Below are 25,154 nucleotides of genomic sequence, written 5' to 3'. Positions count from 1 at the left end.
GCAGATTGCAGTGAAGTGACATCAACCACGAGCCAGAACCTTGCTCAACGCCTCGAGAAAGCGGCTGTTTTCCGCTGGCAGGCCAATGGTGACGCGCAGGTGGTTCGGCATGCCGTAGTTGGCCACCGGACGCACGATCACACCCTCGCGCAGCAAGCCCTGGAACACCGGGGCAGCGACACGGCCCAGGTCGACGCAGATGAAGTTGCCTTTCGATGGAATCCAGCTCAGGCCCAACTCACGGAACCCGGCTTCCAACTGCTGCATGCCAGCCTCGTTCAGGCGGCGACTTTCGGCCAGGTAGGCGTCGTCCCCGAGCGCAGCACAGGCAGCGGCCAGGGCAAAGCTGTTGACGTTGAACGGCTGACGCACGCGGTTGAGCACATCGGCCACCACGGCGGTGGACAGGCCGTAACCAACCCGCAGCGATGCCAGGCCATAGGCCTTGGAGAACGTGCGCGAGACCAGCAGGTTCGGGTAGGCGGCGAGAAAATCCAGGCCATCGGGCAAATCGCTGCCTTCGGCGTATTCGATGTAGGCCTCATCCAGCACCACCAGCACGTGCTCGGGCACGTCCTGCAGGAAGTCGTCCAACGCCTGGGCATCGAACCAGGTGCCGGTCGGGTTGTTTGGGTTGGCGATGAAGACTACGCGCGTGTTGGCGTCGATGGCCGCCAGCATGGCGGGCAGGTCGTGCCCCCAATCCTTGGCCGGCACCACATGGGCGTCGGCACCGACGGCCTGGGTGGCGATCGGGTAGACCGCAAACGCATGCTCGCTGAACACGGCGTTGAGGCCCGGCGCCAGATAGGCACGCGCCACCAGCTCGAGAATGTCATTGGAACCGTTGCCCAGGGTGACCTGGCTCAACTCCACGCCACAGCGCTCGGCCAGCAGGCTCTTGAGGGCGAAACCGTTGCCGTCGGGATAACGGGTCAGCTCGGCCAGCTCGTCCCGGATCGCCTCCAGCGCCTTGGGGCTCGCCCCCAAAGGGTTTTCGTTGCTTGCCAGCTTGACGATGCTGGCCGGGTCCAGATCCAGCTCACGGGCCAATTCGTCCACCGGCTTGCCTGGAACGTAAGGCGAGAGTTGTTGCACGCCTGGCTGAGCCAGAGCGAGGAAGTTGCCACTCATTAGCTATCCGCCCTTAAAGAACTGCTTTGGGGTAGGAACCCAGCACCTTGAGTGCCACTGCTTCCTGACTGATTTTTTCCAGCACACCTTTTACCAGTGGATCGCGGTGGTGGCCGACAAAATCGATGAAAAACACGTAGGTCCATTTACCGCTGCGCGACGGACGGGTCTCGATCCGTGTCAGATCGATGCCATTGTCATGGAACGGCACCAGCAGCTCATGGAGCGCGCCGGGCTTGTTGCTCATGGAGACGATGATCGACGTCTTGTCGTCGCCGGTCGGCGGCACTTCCTGGCTGCCAATCATCAGGAATCGCGTGGAGTTGTCCGGGCGATCCTCGATTTTTTCCGCCAGGCGGGTCAGGCCGTAGAGGCCGGCCGCCATGTCGCCGGCAATCGCCGCCGAGTTCCATTCACCCTTGACTCGCTTGGCCGCCTCGGCGTTGCTGGAGACCGCCACGCGCTCGACATTCGGGTAGTGGGCATCCAGCCACTTGCGGCACTGGGCCAGTGACTGGGCGTGGGAGTAGATCCGGCTGATACTGTCGGTCTTGGTGTTCTCCCCCACCAGCAGGTGATGGTGGATGCGCAGCTCGACTTCGCCGCAGATCACCATGTCGTGCTCAAGGAAACTGTCCAGCGTGTGGTTGACCGCGCCTTCGGTGGAGTTTTCCACCGGCACCACGCCGAAGTTCACCGCGCCCGCCGCCACTTCACGGAAGACTTCGTCGATGGCCGCCATCGGCTTGCTGATCACGGCGTGGCCGAAATGCTTCATGGCGGCCGCCTGGGTGAAGGTGCCTTCCGGGCCCAGGTAAGCGACTTTCAGAGGCTGCTCGAGGGCCAGGCACGAAGACATGATCTCGCGGAACAACCGCGCCATTTCTTCGTTGCCCAGAGGCCCCTTGTTGCGCTCCATGACACGCTTGAGTACCTGCGCTTCACGCTCCGGGCGATAGAACACCGGCACTTCGCCTTCGGCCAGGGAGGCCATTTTCACCCGCGCCACTTCCTGGGCGCAGCGCGCGCGCTCGCTGATCAGCTCCAGGACCTTTTCGTCCAGGGCATCGATGCGCAGGCGCAGCGCCTTGAGTTCTTGCTCAGACATCAACCATGTTCCTTCTCGAACTCTGCCATGTAGGAAATCAACGCATTGACCGCGTTGATATCGACGGCGTTGTAGATGGAAGCGCGCATGCCGCCGACCGAACGGTGACCCTTGAGGTTCAGCAGCCCGCGCTCGTCAGCACCGGCCAGGAACGGCTTATCGAGACGATCGTCGGCCAGGCGGAACGGTACGTTCATCCACGAACGATCAGTCTTGTTGATCGGATTGCTGTAGAGGCCGCTGGCGTCAATGAAGTCATAGAGCGTGCGCTGCTTCACTTCGTTGAGCTTGCCGATGGCCTCGACACCGCCCTGTTCTTTGAGCCACTCGAATACCAGGCCGGACAGGTACCAGGCCAGGGTCGGCGGGGTGTTGTACATCGAGCCATTGTCGGCGGCGACCTTGTAGTTGAGCATGGTCGGGCACAAGGAACGGGCGCGTCCCAGCAGGTCTTCGCGAATGATGCTGACCAGGATGCCGCTGGGACCGATGTTCTTCTGGGCGCCGGCGTAGATCATGCCGAAACGGGAGATATCCACCGGGCGCGACAGGATGTCCGAAGACATGTCAGCCACCAATGGCACGTCGCCGGTTTCCGGAATCCAGTTGAATTCCAGGCCGCCGATGGTTTCGTTCGGCGCGTAATGAACGTAGGCCGCGTCCTTGGACAGGTTCCACTCGTTCTGGCCGGGAATGGCGAAATAGTCGTAGGGCTTGGCCGTGGCCGCGACATTGACGTGGCCGTAGCGCGAGGCTTCTTCGATGGCTTTCTGCGACCAGATCCCGGTGTCGATGTAGTCGGCCTTGCCGCTTTCGGGCAGCAGGTTCAGCGGGATCTGGGCAAACTGCTGGCTGGCGCCGCCCTGCAGGAACAGCACCTTGTAGTTGGAGGGGATGCTCAGCAGATCACGCAAGTCCTGCTCGGCCTTGGTGGCAATGGACACGAACTCATCGCTGCGATGGCTCATTTCCATGACGGACAGGCCCTTGCCATGCCAGTCGAGAAGTTCACCTTGGGCACGCTTCAGGACCGCTTCAGGAAGCGCCGCCGGGCCGGCACAGAAGTTATAGGCTCTCTTGCTCACATCCAATCTCGCTCTGATCTGGTGGTCACATCAATCTTCAATCAACACATGACCCAAATGTGGGAGCGAGCCTGCTCGCGATAGCGATGTAACAGTCAGCATCCATGTTGAATGTCAGTCCGTTATCGCGAGCAGGCTCGCTCCCACAGTTGCGCGTCATGTGCAGTGTCGCAAATTTTCAAACGGGACAAACAACAAGGGGGCGAATCTTCATCCGCCCCCTGCATGTCCGCTTAGTCCTGCGGTTCTTCTTCGTCTGCGGCAGCGTCGAGCGGTTGGTCGCCGGTCATGTCGTCAACGTCGGTAGCAAGAGTGCCGTCGAACGCCACGCCCTCCTCGCCTTCCAGCTCCTCGCCTTCGACTTCCGATGGCTCCTGCACCCGCTCAAGCCCGACCAGCGTTTCGTCGCTGGCCAGCTTGATCAGCGTCACACCCTGGGTGTTACGACCCAGGCTCGACACTTCGGCCACCCGCGTGCGCACCAAGGTGCCCTGGTCGGAGATCAACATGATCTCCTCGCCATCGAGCACCTGGACAGCGCCGACCAGACGACCGTTACGGTCGTTGCTGACCATGGCGATCACGCCCTGGCCGCCACGCTTGTACTCAGGGAATTCGCTGATGGCCGTGCGCTTGCCATAACCACGCGCCGAAGCGGTGAGGATCTGGCTGCCTTCTTCGGGGATCAGCATGGAAATCAGCTTCTGACCTTCCGGCAGGCGCATGCCGCGCACACCGCGGGCGGTACGGCCCATGGCGCGAACGTCGGATTCCTTGAAACGGGTAACCTTGCCGCCGTCGGAGAACAGCATGACCTCACGCTCACCGTCGGTGATGGCAGCGGAAATCAGCACGTCGCCCTCGTCCAACTCCAGGGCGATCAGGCCGACACTGCGCTGACGACTGAAGGATTCCAGCGGAGTCTTCTTCACGGTGCCCTTGGCGGTGGCCATGAAGATGTAGTGACCTTCGGTGTATTCCTCCACCGGCAGCATGGTAGTGATGTACTCATCGCTATCGAGCGGCAGCAGGTTGACCAGCGGACGACCACGGGCGGCACGGGACGCTTCGGGGATTTCGTAGGTCTTGAGCCAGTACACCTTGCCCTTGCTGGAGAACAGCAACAGCGTGGTGTGGCTGTTGGCAACCAGCAGGTGAGCGATGTAGTCCTCGTCCTTGACGCCTGTGGCCGACTTGCCTTTGCCGCCGCGACGCTGGGCCTGGTAGGCGGCCAACGGCTGGGTCTTGGCGTAGCCGCCGTGGGAAATGGTCACCACGCGCTCTTCTTCCGGGATCATGTCACCCAGGGTCAGGTCCAGGCGCGCATCGAGAATCTCGGTGCGGCGCACGTCGCCGTATTCGGCGCGGATCACTTCCAATTCTTCGCGGATCACTTCCATCAGGCGCGTGGCGCTGTTGAGGATGCGGATCAGCTCGCCGATCTGGTTGAGGATTTCCTGGTATTCAGCCAGCAGCTTCTCGTGTTCCAGGCCGGTCAGGCGGTGCAGACGCAGTTCCAGGATGGCTTGCGCCTGTTCCGGGGACAGGAAGTACTTGCCATCGCGCAGGCCGTATTGCGGGTCGAGGTTTTCCGGACGGCACGAGTCGGCGCCGGCACGCTCGACCATCGCCACTACCGCGGTGGATTCCCAAGGCGTGCTGATCAGCGCTTCCTTGGCTTCCGACGGGGTTGGCGAGGCCTTGATCAGAGCGATGACCGGGTCGATGTTCGACAGGGCAACGGCCTGGCCTTCGAGGATATGACCACGCTCGCGGGCCTTGCGCAGCTCGAACACGGTGCGGCGGGTGACCACTTCGCGACGGTGACGCACGAAGGCTTCCAGCAGATCCTTGAGGTTCAGGATCCTCGGACGGCCGTCGATCAGCGCCACGATGTTGATGCCGAACACCGCTTGCAGCTGGGTCTGGGCATAGAGGTTGTTGAGGATCACCTCGGGCACTTCGCCGCGACGCAGTTCGATCACGACGCGCATGCCGTCCTTGTCGGACTCGTCCCGCAGCTCGGTGATGCCTTCAAGCTTCTTCTCTTTCACCAGCTCGGCGATCTTCTCGATCAGACGGGCCTTGTTCAGCTGGTATGGGAGTTCGGTGATGACGATCTGCTGGCGACCACCGACCTTGTCGATGTCTTCGATGGTCGAGCGGGCGCGCATGTAAATGCGGCCGCGACCGGTGCGGTAGGCTTCGATGATGCCGGCGCGACCGTTGATGATCGCAGCGGTCGGGAAGTCAGGACCGGGGATGTACTGCATCAGCTCATCGACCGTCAGCTCGGGATTGTCGATGAGGGCCAGGCAACCGTCGATGACTTCACCGAGGTTGTGCGGCGGGATGTTGGTCGCCATGCCCACGGCGATACCGCTGGAGCCGTTGACCAGCAGGTTCGGGATACGGGTCGGCATGACCGCCGGGATCATTTCGGTGCCGTCGTAGTTCGGCACCCAGTCCACGGTTTCTTTATGCAGGTCGGCCAGCAGTTCGTGGGCCAGCTTGGTCATGCGCACTTCGGTGTATCGCATGGCCGCAGCATTGTCGCCGTCCACGGAACCGAAGTTGCCCTGGCCGTCTACCAGCAAGTAGCGCAGGGAGAATGGCTGGGCCATCCGGACGATGGTGTCGTACACGGCGGTGTCACCGTGGGGGTGATACTTACCGATCACGTCACCGACGACACGGGCTGATTTCTTGTACGGCTTGTTGAAGTCGTTGCCCAGCTCGCTCATCGCGAACAGCACGCGCCGGTGCACGGGCTTCAAGCCATCGCGCGCATCCGGCAGCGCCCGCCCGACGATTACGCTCATTGCGTAGTCGAGGTAGGACTGTTTCAGCTCGTCTTCGATATTGACCGGGAGGATTTCTTTGGCCAGTTCGCCCATGAGAAGCCTGATTCCTTTTTCTGGTGAAACCTCGTCACATCCAGATGGGACGAACGAAGCTCGCCGCTGCAGAACAAGTGCCATGCAGCGACTTACGACAAATCAACGAGTTATGCCATGGATCTGCGCAGTAAACGCCACCTCGTGAGGCAGCCCTGGAAACCGCCGGATGTTATCACAAGAGCCGCCACGCACCTATCCCCCTGATGCGCATGGAGCATAGTTAGTTGACCGGTGACAGGCTGATATGGGACGAGAGGGGCTTAGAGGCTTGCCGAAAGCAGATTTGAGGTTCAATTCAGACTCATTTGCTGACTTTTAGGGCCTCATCGCGAGCGGGCTCGCTCCCACAGGGGATCTGTGTATGCCGAAGATTCCGGCCACAACACCGATCCAATGTGGGAGCGAGCCCGCTCGCGATAGCGGCAGATCCGACACTTAAAGCCTTCAGTGCAACCGCTTGCGACACATCAACTGCGCCATCTTCGCCGTATCCGGGCGCTCGACGATGCCTTTCTCGGTGACAATGGCGTCGATCAGGTCCGCCGGGGTGACGTCGAACACCGGGTTGAAGGCATCCACCTCCGCCCCGACCCGCTTGCCACCAACCTCCAGCAGTTCGCGCCCGTCGCGCTCTTCAATCGGAATGTCTTCGCCGCTGGCCAGGTTCATATCGATGGTCGAACTCGGCGCCACCACCATGAAGCGCACGCCATGGTGCATGGCGCAGACCGCCAGTTGATAGGTGCCGATCTTGTTCGCCACGTCGCCATTGGCCGTGATGCGGTCGGCGCCGACGATGACCCAGGTCACGCCCTTTGTCTTCATGATGTGGGCGGCGGCGGAATCGGCATTGAGGGTCACCGGGATGCCTTCATTGGCCAACTCCCACGCGGTGAGGCGCGAGCCTTGCAGCCACGGACGGGTTTCGTCGGCGTAGACGCGCTCGACCATGCCCTCGATAAACGCCCCCCGGATCACGCCAAGGGCCGTGCCAAAACCGCCGGTGGCCAGGGCGCCGGTATTGCAATGGGTCAGGATGGCCTGGGCGTTGCCCTGATGCTTGCGGATCAGGTCGACACCCAACTGAGCCATGGTCAGGTTGGCTTCGCGGTCGCTTTCATGGATTGCGATGGCTTCGGCCTCCAGGGCCGCCAGCGGTTCGGCATGCTCTTTCAAGCGCCCCAGCCGGTCGCGCATCCGGTCAAGCGCCCAAAACAGGTTCACCGCCGTCGGCCGGGAGTCGGCCAGCAGGGCAAAATCAGCTTCCAGCGCCGTCTGCCAGTCCCCGCCCTCGGCCACCCGCGCCCGCGCTGCCAACACCACGCCATAGGCCGCACTGATGCCGATGGCCGGCGCGCCCCGCACCACCATCGAGCGAATGGCCTCGGCCACGCCGGCCGCCGAGGTATAGGCGATCCAGGTTTCCTCGAACGGCAAAATACGCTGATCCAACAGATAGAGGGCGCCATCACGCCAATCGATGGCCTTCACCTTCTCCGCAGCCAACAGTCGATCGCGCATCCCACACCCCGCACTCATGAACAAAAGCCGCCGATTATAGCGATCCCTCCGCGAAGACGCTCGGGTATACTTCGCCATCCTTTATACGCCATGGAACCGTTCCACGATGCCCAAGCCTGCCGTTGCGCTCGACTTATTACTGCTGCCGACCTGGTTGGTGCCTGTCGAACCCGCCGGTGTCGTGCTCAAGGATCATGGCCTGGGCATCCGCGACGGCTGCATTGTGTTCATCGGTCCAAGGGCAGAAGCCCTGAAGTGTGACTCAGCCCAGGTCCGCGAACTGCCGGGCATGCTCCTGAGCCCCGGATTGATCAACGCCCACGGCCATGCGGCGATGACCCTGTTCCGCGGGCTGGCCGACGACCTGCCCTTGATGACCTGGCTTGAACAACACATCTGGCCGGCCGAGGGTAAATGGGTCGACGAAGATTTTGTTCGCGACGGCACTGACCTGGCGATCGCCGAGCAGCTCAAGGGCGGCATCACGTGTTTCTCGGACATGTATTTCTACCCCAAGGTTGCCAGCGAGCGTGTGCATAACAGCGGTATCCGCGCACAAATCGCCATTCCGATCCTCGATTTTCCGATCCCCGGTGCCGCCAGCGCCGACGATGCCATTCGTCAGGGCATCGAATTGTTTGGCGACCTCAAGCATCATCCACGGATCAAAGTGGCATTCGGCCCCCATGCGCCCTACACCGTCGGCGACGAGAACCTGGAAAAAATCCGGGTAATCGCCGAAGAACTGGACGCGGCCATTCATATGCATGTTCACGAAACCGCCTTCGAAGTACAGCAGGCTGTGGATAACACCGGTGAGCGACCCATGGCCCGGCTTGGGCGACTGGGCCTGCTGGGGCCACGCTTTCAGGCGGTGCACATGACTCAGGTCAGCGATGAAGACCAGGCGTTGCTGGTAGAAAGCAACTGTAGCGTGATCCATTGCCCGGAATCGAATATGAAGCTGGCCAGCGGTTTCTGCCCGGTGGAGCGCTTGTGGCAGGCCGGGGTCAATGTCGCGGTCGGCACTGACGGGGCGGCGAGCAACAACGATCTGGACCTGCTGGGCGAGACGCGTACCGCCGCGTTGCTGGCCAAGGCCGTCGCCGGTTCGGCCACGGCCCTGGACGCCCACCGGGCGTTGCGCATGGCCACGCTCAATGGCGCCCGGGCACTGGGCATCGAAGCGACGGTCGGCTCGCTGGAAGTCGGCAAGGCCGCCGACCTGGTGGCCTTTGACTTGTCGGGACTGGCCCAGCAGCCGGTCTATGACCCGGTGTCGCAACTGATCTACGCCACCGGTCGCGACTGCGTGAAACATCTGTGGGTGGCCGGCAAGCCCTTGCTTGAGGACGGCCGCCTGACCCGCCTGGACGAATCGCAGCTCAGTGCCACGGCACAGGCATGGGGTCGTCGCATCAGCGGCCACAACGAATAACCAGGCCCCTTGAGCCACGGCTCGGGCCCTACGATTTTTCAAGTTTTTCGAGGATCTGCACATGAGCAACGTCGACCACGCTGAAATCGCCAAATTCGAAGCCCTGGCCCATCGCTGGTGGGACCGTGAAAGCGAATTCAAACCGCTGCACGATATCAACCCGCTGCGGGTCAACTGGATTGACGAGCGAGTCAGCCTGGCTGGCAAGAAGGTGCTCGATGTCGGCTGCGGCGGCGGCATCCTCAGCGAAGCCATGGCCCAGCGCGGAGCGACGGTGATGGGCATCGACATGGGCGAAGCACCGCTGGCGGTTGCGCAACTGCATCAACTGGAATCCGGCGTCAGCGTGGAATACCGGCAGACCACCGCCGAAGCCCTGGCCGAGGAAATGCCCGAGCAGTTCGATGTGGTCACTTGCCTGGAAATGCTTGAACACGTACCGGATCCATCATCAGTCATCCGCGCGTGCTTTCGCATGGTCAAGCCCGGTGGCCAGGTGTTCTTCTCCACCATCAACCGCAATCCGAAGGCCTACCTGTTCGCCATCATCGGCGCCGAATACATCATGAAGCTGTTGCCACGTGGCACTCACGACTTCAAGAAATTCATCCGGCCTTCGGAGCTGGGGGCTTGGAGCCGCATGGCCGGGCTGACCGTCAAGGACATCATCGGCCTGACGTACAACCCGCTGACCAAGCACTACAAGCTGGCCGCCGACGTTGATGTCAACTACATGATCCAGACCTTGCGCGAGGAGTAAGTCGATGCGTCTCAAAGCGGTTCTCTTCGACATGGACGGCACGCTGCTCGACACCGCGCCGGACTTCATCGCCATCTGCCAGGCCATGCGTGCCGACCGTGGCCTGCCACCGATGAACACGCAGCATATTCGCGACGAAATTTCCGGCGGCGCCCGGGCGATGGTCGCGGTGACCTTCTCCATGGACCCGGAGTCGCCGGGTTTCGAGGAACTGCGCCAGGAATTCCTCGACCGCTACCTCAAGGGCTGCGCGGTACACAGCCACCTGTTTGACGGCATGGCCCAGGTGCTGGCCGACATTGAGGCCGCCAACCTGATCTGGGGGGTGGTCACCAACAAACCGGTGCGCTTTGCCGAGCCGATCATGCAGCAGCTAGGCCTGGCCGAACGCTCGAAAGTGCTGATCTGCCCCGACCATGTAAAGAACAGCAAGCCGGACCCCGAACCGCTGACCCTGGCGTGCAAGATGCTCGACCTGGATCCGGCCAGCGTATTGTTCGTGGGCGACGACCTGCGGGACATCGAGTCTGGCCGCAGCGCCGGCACCAGGACCTGCGCGGTGACCTACGGCTACATTCACCCAGACGACAACCCGAACCATTGGGGCGCGGATGTGGTGATCGATCACCCCTCGGCGCTGCGTGAAGTGCTGGATAACGCGTTGTGCAGTTGCTGAGCTGACCGTACTCACTGTTGTCGATGCTTTTGTGGCGAGGGGATTTATCCCCGCTGAGGCGCGAAGCGCCTCTCCTACAGCATCAGGCCAAGCTGCAAAAATTTGGGGCTGCTTCGCAGCCCAGCGGGGATAAATCCCCTCGCCACAGATCAATCCCTTCGCCACACGTGCGCATCACCACGCATTTGTTCTGTTTCGTGAGGTTTTTTTATGTTTGAGTATTCCGCCCGCCCCGACCTGCTCAATGGCCGGGTCATCCTGGTCACCGGCGCTGGTCGCGGCATCGGCGCCGCAGCCGCCAAGGCCTATGCCGCCCACGGCGCTACTGTATTGCTGCTGGGCAAGACCGAAGCCAACCTGACCCAGGTCTACGATGAAATCGAAGCGGCCGGGCATCCACAGCCGGTGGTAATCCCGTTCAACCTCGAAACCGCCCTGCCCCATCAGTACGATGAACTGGCGGCGATGATTGAAACCGAATTCGGCCATCTGGACGGCCTGCTGCACAACGCCTCGATCATCGGCCCGCGTACGCCGCTGGAGCAGTTGTCCGGCGAGAACTTCATGCGGGTGATGCAGGTGAACGTCAACGCCATGTTCATGCTCACCAGCACCTTGCTGCCGCTGCTCAAGCTGTCCAAGGACGCGTCCGTGGTGTTCACCTCCAGCAGCGTCGGGCGTAAGGGACGGGCTTACTGGGGGGCTTATGGTGTCTCCAAGTTTGCCACCGAGGGGCTGATGCAAACCCTGGCCGACGAAGTCGAGACCGTCGCACCCATGCGCGCCAACAGCATCAACCCCGGCGCCACCCGCACCAGCATGCGCGCCCAGGCCTATCCGGGGGAAAACCCGCTCAACAACCCTACGCCTGAAGAAATCATGCCGGTCTACCTGTACCTCATGGGGCCGGATAGCACAGGCGTCAACGGTCAGGCGTTCAACGCCCAATAATTGTTCACCTTCGCGTCGCGTCGGTTTACCGTCGCGACGTCTCTGCGCCCGATACGTAGCCAGGCGAACCGCCAAGTCCATGTCGCCCCATGCCGACGACGCGCTCGCCGTTTGCAGTCAATACATTGATTTACAATCGGTTTTTATTCTACTGAACCGAATGGCACGACTTTCGCTCTAAAGATCCTCAAACACGCCATGTTCGGCGGGTAATGGATGTTGAGATGAGACTTATGCCTGCCAGGTAAAGCGGACTAAACTCAAATCAGATGTCCTACGGGACTGAAGGACCAGTACGACGCGCCGCCCAAAGCCGCCTCACCCAACCTGTCAGGACAGATTTGCTTAGGGGCTCACGCCATATGAAAACGCCAACCCAGATCAACGCGATTGATTTCGACAGCGCCAAACTGCAGCGCCTGGGCTTTGGCCAGCCGTCACCGCTGGTGGCACGCTCTGTCAATCTTTCGCAGTTGCGTCAGCAGCTGAGCCAGCAATTGCAGACCAGCCTGGAGCCGCAACGGATCCTGGGGCTGTTTTTTCGTGAGGTTCAGCGGCTGGTGCCGCTGGACGCGCTGATCTATCGCCACAGCCCCAGCGATCTGCGCCTGGAGCTGGGGCAACGCGGACATCACACCCTCACCTACAACCTCAGCCATGAAAGCGAGTATTTGGGCGAGCTGGTGTTTCGCCGCAATCAACGCTTCACCGAGACCGAACAAGCCGACCTTGAGTCTGTGTTGTCGACGCTGCTGTTTCCGTTGCGCAATGCTCTGCTCTACCGCGCCGCGACCCAAAGTGCCCTGCGTGACCCACTGACCGGCACCGGCAACCGCATCGCCATGGACCAGACGCTGATCCGTGAAATTGATATGGCCAAGCGTCATTTGCAACCGCTGTCACTGTTGATGCTGGACATCGATCATTTCAAGCGCGTCAACGACAGTCATGGGCACGGTATCGGCGATGAGGTGTTGAAGGGCGTAGCCGAGGCCATCAAGAATCAGCTGCGCAATGTGGACATGGTGTTCAGGTTCGGCGGCGAAGAATTCCTGATTCTGCTCTCGAACACCAGCCGGGACGCCGCGGCCTTGGTCGGAGAACGACTGCGTCATGCCGCCCAGGCGCAGGATTATTTTGCCGCAGGCACCAGAATCGAACTGACGGTCAGCCTGGGTTGCGCGACGTTGCTGCCGGGTGAGTCAGTCGAAAGCCTGCTGCGCAGGGCCGACAACGCGTTGTACGTGGCCAAGCGCGAGGGCCGCAACCGGCTGGCGATGGCGGGTTGAAAACCAGCAATGACAGATTCTGTGAACACCGTCGAAAAATGTGGGAGCGAGCGTGCTCGCGATGGCGATCAGGCAATCAACCTCCCCGTTGACTGTCCTGACCCCTTCGCGAGCACGCTCGCGCCCACCTGGGTTGGCTATCGGATATCAGCTCCCGGCCAACGCCAGGCGCTCACGGGTCGATGAGGTTTTCCCCACCGATTCCGATTGCTCCAGTTGCATGCAGCGTTCCAGGAAGAGGTACATGTAGTCGTAGCTCTTGCAGACGGCCTGGCGCAGTTCGATCTGCAAGGCCTTGCTGGGGTTCATGCCCGCCAGGGTGCAGATGATTTCCAGGGCTTCCCAGGGATGGGCATCATCGTACTGGGCGTGCATCTTCAGCCACTTCATGGCTCGCTTGCGGTCTTCCTCGGCGAAAGCCGCCGCGTAGATACCGCTGGAACACACCAGTGCCGACCACTCCCCGGTTGCCCCCTCGATGGCATAGTTGGTCGCGGCGATGGCCACGATCAGCGAGTCCGAAGAACTCGTATGCCAGCACCAGTGGCTCAGCGCATGGAGTTCGGGTGGCACTTGCTGCGCTTGCAGATCTTCCAGGGTCACGCCATGGGCGGCGCTCCAGTTGACCCAGTAATCGGCATGGTTGAGTTCGACACGAATGTTGCGCATCAGCCAGCGACGCGCCATGTCCTCGCCGGGATGGCGGGCAAAGCGCGTCTTGGTGAGGTTCTGTGCCATGTATAAGGCGAACTGTTCAACGACCGGCCAACCACCAATAAGGTAGTGGCGCATGGTCTTGGCACTGAGCTTGTTATCGCGCATGCGTTGATACAGCTCGTGTTCGACAACCCGGCGCTTGCTCTCGCTGCAATCGGTAATGAGCTGTTGTGCCCATTTCGGATAGCTTGTGGCGTCCATGAGCGGGCCTGTTCGGTTGAATGTGTCGATCACTGTCGGGCTCCTTTTGATTGTGATTTTTTCCGGATCAACAAGAGGTTCAGCGGAACGTGCCGGGGGCCTTGAATAACAGCGGCTGCGGCCGGGCCGGCCTGCATTGCAACGTATCACAGGTAAACAACTGCGGGCGTTCAATCACATACCCTTGAGCGTAATCCACCCCAATCTCCAGCAACGCCTGCTCGATCTGGGTAGTTTCAACAAACTCGGCAATCGTGCGCTTACCCATGACGTGGCCGATGTGATTGATCACCTCGACCATTGCACGGTTAATCGGGTCGTCCAGCATATCCTTTACGAAACTCCCGTCGATCTTCAGGAAGTCTACAGGTAAATGTTTCAGGTAAGCGAATGAAGACATTCCGGCACAAAAGTCATCGAGCGAAAAGTAACAACCCAAGCTCTTGAGTTCATTGATAAAGCGGATGGCGCTGCCCAAATTCGAAATAGCACTGGTCTCGGTTATTTCAAAACAAATCATTTCTGGTGGAATCGAGTAGGCCGCGAACTGTTTACGCAGGAAATCAAGGAATGCCTGATCTCCGATAGTTGTGCCTGACAGATTAATCGCACACATGGCCATCGGTCCCTGTCGCGAATCGTTCAGGCACTGGCGGATGATCTTGAAGACGTTTTCCACCACCCAGCGATCCAGGGAAGTCATCAAGCCATAGCGTTCTGCCGCAGGAATGAAACTGTCCGGCAGAATCATCCTTCCGGCTTCATCATGCAGGCGCAACAGGATCTCGATATGCCCGCCGCCATGGTCGCCCGGACCCAGCGCGGCAATTTCCTGGGCATAAAGACAGAAGCGATTCTCCTCCAGGGCCATGTGCAAGCGCTGGACCCAAGCCATCTCGCCAAAGCGCAGGGACAGCTCCGAGTCGTCGGCGTGATAGACCTGGACGCGATTGCGGCCCTTTTCCTTGGCCATGTAACAGGCCATATCGGCGGCACGCAGGGACGCCTCCAGCGTCGTCGGGCTTTGGGCGATATGCACCAGACCGATGCTCACGGTGGTCACGAATGGCCGGCCCTTCCAGACAAAATGCAGGTTCTGTACGGTCTGGCGCAGCCCTTCGGCGATCTTTTCCGCGGCCTCCGGCGAGCAGTTCTCCAGCAAGATACCGAACTCATCGCCCCCCAGTCGGGCCAGGGTGTCGTTTTCCCGCAGCCCCGATTGCAACAGTGCGCATATATGCCGCAACAGTTCGTCACCCGCCGCATGACCACAGGTGTCATTGACCAGCTTGAATTGGTCCAGGTCGAGGAACATCAATGCATGGCGCCCCACCTGGCGCGTCAGATTGTGCAGGGCTTGCTCAAGGCGATATTCAAATTCCCGGCGATTGGCCAGGCCGGTCAGCGCATCATGGGTGGCTTGCCACGACAGGTTGGCGATGTATTGGCGTTCCTGGGTCATGTCGTGCAACACCAGCACCGCTCCGCTGACCTTGCCGGCATGGCGGATCGGCGCACCTACGAGCGTGACGGACACAGTGCTGCCATCCAGGCGCTGGATCAGTTTGGAATGCTCGCTGCCGCCACCGAGCCGGCCGCTGAGAATATGTTCGATCAGGGTCAGGCCTTCACTCTGGGCGTTGTCATCGAGCAAATTGAACAGGGCGGCCAGAGGCAGTCCCGTGGCGTGCTCGGCCTTCCAGTGAGTCATCGCTTCGGCGGCGGGATTCATGTAGGCAATTGCCCCTTCCACATCGGTGGTGATCACGCCATCGCCAATGGACTGCAAGGTGATCTGCGCCCGCTCCTTTTCCAGTTGCAGGGCATTGGCGAAGACCTGCCGCTGGGGCCAGCAGTTTATGCGTGCGCAACAGCGCCAGCACGATCAACCCCAGTGCGGTGGCGAAGTTGGTCACCAGCAACAGGCGCAGGATGAAGCGCGACCCCTCCCCCAGCGCATCGCTGAAAGCTTTGGCTGCCGGGGTGACGGAATCGTTGATGGCAAAGATTTTCGCCTTCCAGCCGCGAATATCTGCCTCAGAAGCCTGACCTGCGGGTAATCCGGCTGTGCATCTGGCGGGCGACGTCATCCAGTTCAATCAGGTAGCCGTCGCCCACCGTCCAGAGATCGATAGCCTCTTCCAGGTAACTGAAGTGTCGAAAATTCAGGTAGAGCCAGATCAGACTGGACACGTCGTCCGGGTGGTTGCCGCCCTTGAGGATTCCCGCCCGTGCAGCCTCCAGATCCGGCGGCTGACGGTCCAAGGCCACCCGCAGCTCATGCCCGCCCTCAGGTACGGCGATGGCCCGCTGGTACTTTTGAAAGATTGTTTCGTCACGACTGTCGGCATAAAGATTGAGGTAGTAAATGGCGTCTTTCTGACCCTTGGACCAAAGGCTTTCTCCCGCCACGTAGCCGCGCACCGCAGACAACACGTAAAGACTGACACCCCCCAACAATGCCTGAAACAGGACGACGGCGATAAAAGGCCAGACGATGCCCAACAACCGGGGGGTTCCGAGAGTCCGCGCTTGAGTCATGAGATCCCTTGCATAGGCGTAGGCGATCAGCATTCAGACCGCTCATTCCCGCAAGACTAGGAGGCGTAGCAGCTCCCCGCAAGAGGCCGGACACTATTTGACACCCCATGCCCCTGGATGCCTGAGACAACAGCGGTGATAAAGCCCTGGTAATTGCCAAACGCCGTTACAACTTTCCTGCACCCCATACATATCTACCACCCCGGGTTTGCCTGGACTGTTTTGATACGGAACTTCTCTAGACCTTGCACTTTATCGAGGCGCGTAGAGAAACGTTCGTTAATCACCAGGAAACCTCCATATGCAATCTACCGCCGCCCCCGGCCTTTCAACGAGTCTGAGCCCGACACCCTCTTATGCCGAGAAACATCAGGGTTTGCTGGGCGATTACGAGGCCATGCTATCGCTCGTTCGAAACCATCAGATACCGCCGCAGACGTTGGCCGACAGCCTGGTCAAGCCCAGGCTTTGTTCACCCATGGCGTTGGAAAATGAAACCGGACAACGAGCACTGCACACGCTCATCCAGGATAAAAACTATCAGGCGCTGTGCAAAACGCTAAGCGCCCCTCATTACCACTTGATCGTCACTTTAAAAGACGGCAAAGCCCTCTACGAGACACTGTCAAGGAACAGAGAAACCACCATTCAGATTCCACTGAACAACGACCCCTCTTGGAACGGGCTGCGTGCAAAGATTGAAAAAACTGCTCGACTATTAGGCGGGCAAATTCGTTTCGACGGCCAAGTAACATTTGCACGAATGACCTGGTTTTACGGTATTACCCCATGCAATCGGCAAAACACCGAGCAACGCAACGCCACGATGAATGCGCTGGAAGAGAAACGCGCTCACCACACGCTGGGGCTTGGACATGGAATAAACATCGACGCCCTGAGCCCCCACACTGAGAACCTGATCACTGACACAGTGCGTCAATTCCTGCCTACGCCGCACACCCCATTGCTGGCCTACCTGGGCGCTTCGGATATCGACACATTGACGACGACGCAAATCCGGGCGAAGCCTTCGGCGTATCTGGAGGCTATTCTGCAATCGACGAACGCCCGGCAGCTGGCAACCAGGTTATTGCAAGTGCTGGGCTGGTTTGGCGGCAGACCCGGTGAGGACACGGCTGCAGGGATATGCACCAAGCTGCTCGCCCACGCCATTCGTCTTTGGCTTGAAAACGGGCAAAACGAGAGCCCGGACAGTATCGCCGGTTACCCGTGGCAACGTTCGTCCAACTGGGGGAAAAGCTATGGGCAGATTCGGGCCGAGTTCGAAGCGCATCTGCTGTCTTCAAAACGCGCCGCGTCAGTGAACGAATCCATTCTGCTCGCGTGTCTTTATCAACCCTTGTTCCCACCGCAATTCCAGATTCACGATATACCGTCGCAACTGCCTTACCGAAGCTCCACCGTCTGGGTAAATTTTGCTCATGGTGTGGGTCTTGCTGACGCGATCGACCCGACGTTGCTGCAAAGACTGAGTTTCCAGCAACTGGTCGACTTCCCTGGCCAATACGCCAGTGAAGCCACGGCTGATGACCTGAAACTGGTCACCCTCACACGATTGAAACCCATGCTGGAATGGGCCGTGACAAACGGCCTGGTTGCCCATAAGGCCGACGGGCACTACACCCTGCAGGACATACAGACTGCTGCAGAAAAGCTCGACTTCACCATCGATAGCTTGACCCAGGCGGTCAACTGGCTGGATAGCCGCCCCCCCGAGAGGCTGAACATCGCCCGGCTTAAAATGGCGAAGCTCTTCGCAGACGGCCGGTTCGTGACGGATGGCCGGAAGCTGGTGAAGGAGGCCAGCACGTATGCCGCCCCCGTGACTCGGCTCAGCGGCCCCATCGCAAGACTCGCCCCCCAAACCTACACATTCACGGATGTGTATGCAGCCGGCCAACTCACTGAGCATAAATGGTTCGTCACCCGGCCCGATGGAAAAGTCATCACCGATGTCTGGTTCAAGATCGACCACGATACGACCCTACAGACTAACTTTGCCGGGCCCGGCTTTAGCGCTATTGCCCAGCAGGACAGGAAGCTCCCCGATATCGAGCAAACGTTCAAAACCCATTTCGACATCTACCTCAGCTTCATCAGAAGTTCCTATCGCACGTTGATCACCCACCTGCTCGCATCCCTACCCCTGGCTGATCGCCAAGCCCTGGAGTACGGCGTGACAAAGGTCTACACCCTCAGAAAAGAAACCACGGGCATTGAAGCAAACAATGAATCCGAAGATAAGACGCTGCCCCTGCGCGCGCGTAATGGCTTCATCCTGGAAACGACGAGCCAGCGCAAAACCTCGTACTACGAACTGCTCCCGCGGGCTGGGGTGATCCGCCCACGACCGGATATTCAGCCACACCATATTGGCGCAGAGCGCAAAATCGAAAAGTGGAGAATCAGCCGCGGCTCGGCAGTGAGTGTGGATGTTCTTCGCCATAAAACCCTTCCGTTCGATTGGGATGCCCACGTAAAAGGCACCACCCCCCGTGCTCACGAGGAATGCCAAGCCATCCTGGACCCGCTGGGCGGCACGTTCGGCGAATCGAACAATAGCGACGCCAACCACACCCTACCGCGGACATTGGAGTCGAAAGTCACCCTGGATCTGGCCCGGTACATTTGCGAGAAGCTGCTTTTCGTTGACGAAAAACAGCTCTACGACAGTTGTTATGGCGAAACCGAATTCGACCGTCAAAAGGCCAGGCGTGAAAAAAACCTGGAAATCCTCAAAATGTTTGTGCCCTTCTGGGGCAGTATCGAAGACCTGGCTTCGGGGGACCGTGATCGCCTGGTGAGTGGAGCCTTTGGCCTATTCACAGATTTTGTTGCATTCGCCCGGCCCATGGGCAAGTTTGCGTCAGGCTCGCTGAAGTTGGTCAGCGCTGCGGGCAAGTTGAGCATTGGCAAAGCACTGCCTGCCTTTGCAACGCTGACAGGTAGTTTGCTCAACGCCACCCTGAACCCGCTCGACGGCATTGCGTCCTTGCTACGGGCAGGCAGCCAGAGCGTGTACAGGTTCAGTAAAAAGGGCTATCTGAGTCTCAAGACGTTGTCCGGGCGCGCCGGCCAATACGATTTCGTCCAAGGCATGGCCCAAGCCACGGACCCGGGCCGCTGGCGTCCACTGACAATGAATGACCAGTTGAGCACTGTGCGCGGAGTTGACGATGTTCCTGTGCGCAACACCGCAGCCACAGGCAGCGCCGATTACCGTTTGATTGACCCTTTATCGTCCAGGCCTTACGGCCCTGGGCTGGGTGCTGACGTGTCACCGGGCCGCTCCCACTTCAACGCACGGGCGCAAACCGACACCGAGACCCTCGTTGAGTTACCGGAAAATGCCCGGGTACTAGAAGTGCTTGAAGCCGATGGCAGCCGCCTCTTCTATGTGGATGGCGTGCCCTATCGTTTGAAGGCCGGAACCCTGCGTCGCATCAACCACCCGGATGACAGTCCACCCTTCAGGAAACTGGCGTGCCGTGTTCGTCGTGCGCCGGATGAGGTGTGCAAAACCAGGTATGTAGTGCAAGACAAACCTGCCGAGCGCCCACCCGCTGGAGAATTCAGCACTGAGTTAAGCTGGGCGCCCTGGTTTGGTGACGCTACGTTCTATCCCTCCACGCCCAAGCATCCCAACGATCGCGCCCTGCTCGCCTTCGAAGGGAAAATCTATGAACTCAAGGACGGCAAGCTCAACACCTACAAAGGCAAACCGCAATGGATCGGTCTCTCCAGCAGAGTCCCCATCCCCAGAGAAACCATTACGGCGACCCTGGAATTTCAAACCGGTCTGTACGGCGGCATCAAAGTAACCGGTTCGGCAGAAAAAATTGACGATATCCATCAAACCGGCGCGCTCATCATTCCCTCGATCGATGAGCAGTTCACGTACATATTCAGCCGCTTGAACATGGATGATTATTACATGACCAGATTGCTCTCCACTGAGAGTGTCGAGTCTGCTCTGAGCCTGAAAAGGCTTGGCCCAAGCGACCTGACGCCGGGCTCTTTGGGAGAAGAGCTGCAACGGGTTTATATCGGTTCGTTGAACGCCAACAACGCCGCGCGAATCTACGGCAGAGACCAGGTCGAACGGGCACTGGACAAGATCGATGAAATTTCGATCCCCATTGGCGCACCGAGCCATCCACCCTCCAATATGAAGTGGTTGAAAGTCAGTACCTACTACCCCGCCGAGGCGGTGTTATTTTGATCGTCGCACCAGAATGATTGTCTCTGATTTGCCTAACGGGGCAGCCGTGTGGCAACCCACCACACAAGCGCCCGAAGCCATACAAAAATCAACCGCAAGCATCTTCAACGCGCTTTTTACATCGCCGTCCATTGCCGGTCCGTCTCAATCAACCACCCGAGCGGTGACCATCAATGACGCCATGCGGGAACTGCAAAAAACCCTTCCGACCAAAAATCAAAAAAACATAGCTTTTGCCCACGTCATCACGGCATCCGGAAACAACGAAATATATGTCAGTGTTTCCGGAATCGAGGACTACACCAGGCACCTGCCGCTGTTCAAATCCCACAGTGGCTATACGCAAGTCAACGTCAAAGAGGCCACTTACTTCAATGTTGATGGCATCAGGAACGCGATTGACCCGGCATCCCTCACTCTGAGCGCCGATGGAAAATTGCTCGCTATCCCCCATCTGATGGATGCTCCGGGCACCTCGGACAGGCTCAGTCGAGTGACCTCTGCGGACAGTGAAAGCAAACTGATTGCCTACATCAGCGAAAAGTATCCAAACCCTGAAGACATCAAGTCGATCACGCTTGCCACCACCCTACCTCCCTGCGAATCCTGCGCGATTGTCATGAAGGAGTTCGGTCATGAGCGCGGAGCCGCTGCGTTGAACGTCATCTGGGGACAGCGCCGTAAGCGTCCAGCAACTGAAATGAGCTCTTCAACCGAATCCGATTGATCCCTGGCGATCAATGCTGCTGCAGATGCCCGTAGAGCTTGGCGTATAAACCTCCGTCAGCAATCAGTTGCTGATGGTCGCCATCCTCGGCGATTTGTCCGCCGTCGAACACCAGCACCCGGTCGGCCTGCTTCACGGCCGACAACCGATGCGCGATGATCAAGGTGGTACGGTTGCTCAAGAACCGCGCCAGCGCCTGGTGCAGGTTGTACTCGGTGGCGGCGTCCAGCGCCGACGTCGCCTCGTCGAGGATCACCACCTTGGGCTCGGCCAGTACCATCCGGGCAATGGCCAGGCGCTGGCGCTGGCCGCCGGACAGACGCACGCCGGAACGGCCGACGATGCTGTCCAGACCGTTGGGCAAACTTATGATCGTCTGGTGCAGTTGGGCGATTTCCAGTGCCTGCCAGCAGGCCTCGTCCGTGCGCTCGCGGCCCATGGTCAGGTTGGCCCGCACCGTGTCATTGAACAGCGCGGGATGCTGCAGGACCACGGCAACATTGTCGCGCACGGTTTCCAGGCCGATTTCCTGCTGAGTCGAACCGCCGAAACGGATAGTCCCGGCCAGCGGCGTGTACAGCCCCAACAGCAACTGGACCAAGGTACTTTTGCCACCCCCGCTGGCCCCGACAATCGCGACTTTCTCACCGGGGGCAATCGACAGGTTCATCTGGTTCAGCACCAGTTCGTCGCCGTAGCCGAAACTCAGCCCCTGAACTTCGATACCCACGGTGGCACGCCCCTGGAACGGGTTAACACTGCCGGTGTATTGCGGTTCGTCGGCACGGGCCAACAACTCGTTGATCCGCGACAATGCGCCCCCGGCGGCATAAAACGCGTACTGCAGATTGAGCAGTTGCTCCACCGGTCCGATCATGAACCACAGGTAGCTGAACACCGCCAGCATCTGGCCGATGGAGAGGTCGGAGAACAGTACGGTGAGCATCGCCGCTGCGCGGAAAATATCGATACCAAACTGAAACAGCAAACCGCTGGCGCGGTTCGAGGCATCGGTTTTCCACTGTGAACTCACTGCGTAATCACGGACCTCCCTGGCCCGTGTCCCCAATCGACCCAGGAAATAACCCTGGCGGTTACCGGCACGCACCTCCTGGATGGCATCCAGGGTTTCGGTCAGGGCCTGGGTGAAGCGCGAGGTGCTGTCATTCTCCAGCTTCTTGAGGTGCTTGACCCGTTTGCCCAACTGGACCGTGGCGTAGATCACCAACGGGTTGAACAACAGGATCAGCAGCGCCAGTTGCCAGTGCATCCACACCAGAATGCCGGCAGTGCCCACCAGTGTCAGCATCGCCACTAGGAAACGACTGAGGGTTTCGCCGACGAATTTGTCCAGGGTGTCCAGGTCGGTGACCAGGTGTGTGGTCACGGTACCGCTGCCCAGGCTTTCGTACTCGCCCAGGGAAATACGTTTGAGCCGTTCGATCAATCGGACGCGAATGCGATAGACGATGTCCTTGGCCAGCCTGGCGAACAATCGCGCCTGCAGCACGTTGAACAGCAAAGCGCCGCATCGCAGGACCAGGGTCACCACCAACATCAGGCCAATATAACCGGCCGCGCTTTGCCAGCCGCTGGGCAATGCATGGTTCATGACCTTCAATGCCGCGTCGCCCTGGCCCAGCAGCACTTCGTCCACTAAAAGCGGCAGTAGCAGCGGGATCGGTACGCTGCACAGCGTCGCCAGCACGGCCACGCCGTTGGCGATCCACAGGGCTTTCTTGTGTTTAAGGGCCAGACGGCGGATTTCTGCCCAGCTCAAGCGGTCGACGCGCTGCCCAGGGGATGCGTCATCCGCCCGGTCAGGCACAGGCCGCGCGCTCCAGCCAGCGGCCCAACAGCGGAGACAACTGGTTCAGGGGCTGGTAGCCGTTGGTAAGCAAGGCCAATTGACCGTCACGCTCGGCCAGCAGCGTAGGAAAACCCGCGATGCCAAGATCCTGCACCCACGTGAAATCCGCGGCAGTGGCCGCATGTTGCTCGGCGCGGTCAAAGGCTGCGGCGAACTCGATGCGTGGCAGTCCAGCCTGTTCGGCCAGTTCCACCAGGACGCTGGCGTGGGTCACATCACGACCCTCGACATAAAACGCCTGCTGGATCAGCTTCAACAGCTTCCAGGCCAGGTCCGGCGCCAGGCCACGGGCCGTCACCAGTGCCCGGCAGGCCGGTTCGGTGTCATAGACAAAACCGTCCGGCAGCGCCCCTTCAAGCTTGAACGTCTGGCCGGTGGCCTGGGTGACGGCCTGCCAATGCTCGAGGATGTAGCGTCGGGTGGTCGGCTCCAGGGCCGAACCGCTGCCGGTGCGCAAACCGCCCACCACCAGGTGCAGTTCTACCCCGGCGGCCTGCGCCTGCTCGACCAGTGCCTCGGCAACCGGCGCAAAACCCCAGCACCAGGAACACATCGGGTCCATCACATAGAGCAGGCGTGGCGCCATGGTTCAAGCCTCGGAAGGTGATTGCTTATAGTTGTAGCCGATCGGATGCGGCATGTTGCGGGCCTTGGCCAGTTCGATCTGCTTTTGCCGGTCGATGGCGCTGCGCCGGGTCTTCTCGCTCAGCTTGTCCCAGCAATGCGGGCAACTGATGCCTGGCACGTAGTGCTCCGAAGCACGGTCTTCTACGCTCACCGGTGTACGACAGGCATGACACTGATCGTAGTCGCCTTCGCTAAGGTCATGGCGAACGGTCACGCGGTTATCGAACACGAAGCAGTCGCCGCGCCATTTGGTTTCTTCCTGAGGCACCTCTTCAAGGTACTTCAGGATGCCGCCCTTGAGGTGATAGACCTCGTCGAAACCCTGGCCGAGCATGTAGCTGGAAGCTTTTTCGCAGCGAATGCCACCGGTGCAGAACATCGCGACTTTCTTGTGCCTGGCCGGGTCGAAGTTGGCTTTGATGTACTCGGGGAACTCGCGAAAGCTGGTGGTCTTGGGGTCGATCGCGCCTTCAAAGGTGCCGATGGACACTTCGTAGTCGTTGCGCGTGTCGATCAGCAAGACTTCCGGATCGCTGATCAGTGCGTTCCAGTCCTGCGGTTCGACATAAGTGCCAACCTGTTTGTTGGGATCCACGCCTTCGACGCCGAGGGTGACGATTTCCTTCTTGAGCTTGACCTTGGTGCGATAGAACGGCTGCTCATCGCAGTACGACTCCTTGTGGTCGATGTCGATCATGCGCGGGTCGTTCTTGAGCCAGGCCAGCAATCCGTCGATGCCTTCGCGAGTGCCGGAAACGGTGCCGTTGATGCCTTCTTCGGCGATCAGCAGCGTGCCTTTGATGCCGTTGTCGAGCATGGCCTTGAGCAATGGCTCACGCAGCTCGACGTAATCTTCAAGGGTGACGAACTTATACAGTGCCGCCACGACAATGGATGGTGTCATGGGTATTTCTCCAGGTGGCTACCCTCGCAAAGGGTGAACCGGATGCGAAAAAAAACGCGCCCCGTGAGGCGCGTTGCGGATTCTAACAAAAAACAGAGGGGTTGCAGGAGTGCAGCGACAACAGCCACAACAGCAGTCATTCTCTGCAGATCAGTGCTTGCTGCCACCGGCACAAGTCGGCGAAGCCGGGGCTGTATCGATCTGCGCCCATTCCTCGGGGGTATAGGTGTGCAGCGCCAACGCATGGAACTCACCCATCAGCTCGCCCAGCGTGCCGTAGACCTTCTGATGACGCTTGACGCGATTGAGCCCCTCGAACTGGTGGCTGACCACCACGGCCTTGAAGTGGGTCTGTAACCCACGGCTGTGCATGTGGCTTTCATCCAGCACTTGCAGGTGCTCGGGCTGCAACAGCCCGAGCGTCGATTCGATGCGTTGTTGCATGCTCATACCGGGCTCCGC

Annotated in this window: 17 protein-coding genes and 1 pseudogene; 7 read left to right on the top strand and 11 right to left on the bottom strand. The window is 59.8% G+C overall.

From position 1 onward, the window contains the following. Nucleotides 1-21: 21 nt before the first annotated feature. From hisC to mtnA, 5 genes are all read right to left on the bottom strand, one after another. The gene (gene hisC / locus PSH91_RS08210; protein ID WP_107322147.1) at nucleotides 22-1,134 is read right to left on the bottom strand and encodes a histidinol-phosphate transaminase; all 1,113 of its coding nucleotides are present in this window, start codon (nucleotides 1,132-1,134) and stop codon (nucleotides 22-24) included. 13 nt (nucleotides 1,135-1,147) lie between these two features. After that, nucleotides 1,148-2,242 carry a prephenate dehydratase gene (gene pheA, locus PSH91_RS08205; RefSeq protein WP_003199233.1) on the bottom strand — a complete coding sequence of 365 codons (1,095 nt, stop codon included), beginning with the start codon at nucleotides 2,240-2,242 and terminating at the stop codon, nucleotides 1,148-1,150. Then, nucleotides 2,242-3,327, bottom strand: coding sequence for a 3-phosphoserine/phosphohydroxythreonine transaminase (gene serC, locus PSH91_RS08200; RefSeq protein WP_047226308.1), 1,086 nt, complete (start codon nucleotides 3,325-3,327; stop codon nucleotides 2,242-2,244). Before serC ends, pheA begins: the two co-directional genes overlap by 1 nt. A gap of 233 nt (nucleotides 3,328-3,560) precedes the next feature. Then, nucleotides 3,561-6,224 carry a DNA gyrase subunit A gene (gene gyrA / locus PSH91_RS08195; RefSeq protein WP_047226307.1) on the bottom strand — a complete coding sequence of 888 codons (2,664 nt, stop codon included), beginning with the start codon at nucleotides 6,222-6,224 and terminating at the stop codon, nucleotides 3,561-3,563. Between the two features lie 447 nt (nucleotides 6,225-6,671). Next, nucleotides 6,672-7,748: an S-methyl-5-thioribose-1-phosphate isomerase gene (gene mtnA, locus PSH91_RS08190; protein ID WP_076385788.1), complete on the bottom strand. Its 1,077-nt coding sequence runs from the start codon at nucleotides 7,746-7,748 to the stop codon at nucleotides 6,672-6,674. 106 nt (nucleotides 7,749-7,854) lie between these two features. On the opposite strand from mtnA, the gene PSH91_RS08185 reads away from it, so the two are divergent. The 5 genes from PSH91_RS08185 (at nucleotide 7,855) to PSH91_RS08165 (ending at nucleotide 12,862) form a co-directional block, all read left to right on the top strand. Continuing rightward, on the top strand, nucleotides 7,855-9,186 hold the full coding sequence (locus PSH91_RS08185; protein ID WP_047226305.1) for a TRZ/ATZ family hydrolase: 1,332 nt from the start codon (nucleotides 7,855-7,857) through the stop codon (nucleotides 9,184-9,186). Nucleotides 9,187-9,247: 61 nt separating this feature from the next. Continuing rightward, nucleotides 9,248-9,946 (top strand): bifunctional 2-polyprenyl-6-hydroxyphenol methylase/3-demethylubiquinol 3-O-methyltransferase UbiG, encoded by a 699-nt coding sequence (gene ubiG / locus PSH91_RS08180; RefSeq protein WP_047226304.1) that lies wholly within the window; start codon nucleotides 9,248-9,250, stop codon nucleotides 9,944-9,946. Nucleotides 9,947-9,950: 4 nt separating this feature from the next. Further along, entirely contained in the window at nucleotides 9,951-10,622 is a 672-nt protein-coding gene (mupP, locus tag PSH91_RS08175) for an N-acetylmuramic acid 6-phosphate phosphatase MupP (protein ID WP_047226303.1), read from the top strand. 210 nt (nucleotides 10,623-10,832) lie between these two features. Beyond that, a complete protein-coding gene (locus tag PSH91_RS08170; RefSeq protein ID WP_047226302.1) occupies nucleotides 10,833-11,573 on the top strand; it encodes a YciK family oxidoreductase in 741 nt (246 codons plus the stop codon). A gap of 362 nt (nucleotides 11,574-11,935) precedes the next feature. Further along, complete coding sequence (locus PSH91_RS08165) at nucleotides 11,936-12,862, top strand: GGDEF domain-containing protein (protein WP_047226301.1); 927 nt, start codon at nucleotides 11,936-11,938, stop codon at nucleotides 12,860-12,862. 147 nt (nucleotides 12,863-13,009) lie between these two features. On the opposite strand, the gene PSH91_RS08160 is transcribed toward PSH91_RS08165, so the two are convergent. Together PSH91_RS08160 and PSH91_RS08155 are read right to left on the bottom strand one after the other, a co-directional pair. Then, entirely contained in the window at nucleotides 13,010-13,780 is a 771-nt protein-coding gene (locus PSH91_RS08160; protein WP_370695177.1) for a TenA family transcriptional regulator, read from the bottom strand. Between the two features lie 79 nt (nucleotides 13,781-13,859). Beyond that, nucleotides 13,860-16,321 (bottom strand): annotated as a pseudogene (locus PSH91_RS08155) (EAL domain-containing protein). Between the two features lie 301 nt (nucleotides 16,322-16,622). Here PSH91_RS08155 and PSH91_RS08150 point away from each other — a divergent pair. Beyond that, nucleotides 16,623-20,564: a hypothetical protein gene (locus tag PSH91_RS08150; RefSeq protein WP_305467809.1), complete on the top strand. Its 3,942-nt coding sequence runs from the start codon at nucleotides 16,623-16,625 to the stop codon at nucleotides 20,562-20,564. Between the two features lie 13 nt (nucleotides 20,565-20,577). Further along, nucleotides 20,578-21,291, top strand: coding sequence for a deaminase domain-containing protein (locus tag PSH91_RS08145; protein ID WP_305467807.1), 714 nt, complete (start codon nucleotides 20,578-20,580; stop codon nucleotides 21,289-21,291). Between the two features lie 10 nt (nucleotides 21,292-21,301). On the opposite strand, the gene PSH91_RS08140 is transcribed toward PSH91_RS08145, so the two are convergent. The 4 genes from PSH91_RS08140 to PSH91_RS08125 all read right to left on the bottom strand — a co-directional run bounded on the left by PSH91_RS08140 (nucleotide 21,302) and on the right by PSH91_RS08125 (nucleotide 25,142). Next, nucleotides 21,302-23,119 carry an ABC transporter ATP-binding protein gene (locus tag PSH91_RS08140; protein ID WP_047226298.1) on the bottom strand — a complete coding sequence of 606 codons (1,818 nt, stop codon included), beginning with the start codon at nucleotides 23,117-23,119 and terminating at the stop codon, nucleotides 21,302-21,304. Next, complete coding sequence (locus tag PSH91_RS08135; RefSeq protein WP_305468513.1) at nucleotides 23,112-23,714, bottom strand: DsbA family protein; 603 nt, start codon at nucleotides 23,712-23,714, stop codon at nucleotides 23,112-23,114. The genes PSH91_RS08140 and PSH91_RS08135 overlap by 8 nt, the downstream gene beginning before the upstream one ends. A gap of 36 nt (nucleotides 23,715-23,750) precedes the next feature. Next, nucleotides 23,751-24,692 (bottom strand): rhodanese-related sulfurtransferase, encoded by a 942-nt coding sequence (locus PSH91_RS08130; protein ID WP_092397619.1) that lies wholly within the window; start codon nucleotides 24,690-24,692, stop codon nucleotides 23,751-23,753. Nucleotides 24,693-24,842: 150 nt separating this feature from the next. Beyond that, nucleotides 24,843-25,142, bottom strand: a complete 300-nt coding sequence (locus PSH91_RS08125) for a BolA family transcriptional regulator (RefSeq protein WP_047226295.1) — start codon at nucleotides 25,140-25,142, stop codon at nucleotides 24,843-24,845. Between the last annotated feature and the right edge of the window lie 12 nt (nucleotides 25,143-25,154).

The organism is Pseudomonas sp. FP1154 (assembly GCF_030687245.1).
Classification (GTDB): Bacteria; Pseudomonadota; Gammaproteobacteria; order Pseudomonadales; family Pseudomonadaceae; genus Aquipseudomonas; species Aquipseudomonas rhizophila.
The sequence above is the reverse complement of the archived record's forward strand: the minus strand, read 5'-3'. Positions and strand labels throughout refer to the sequence as shown.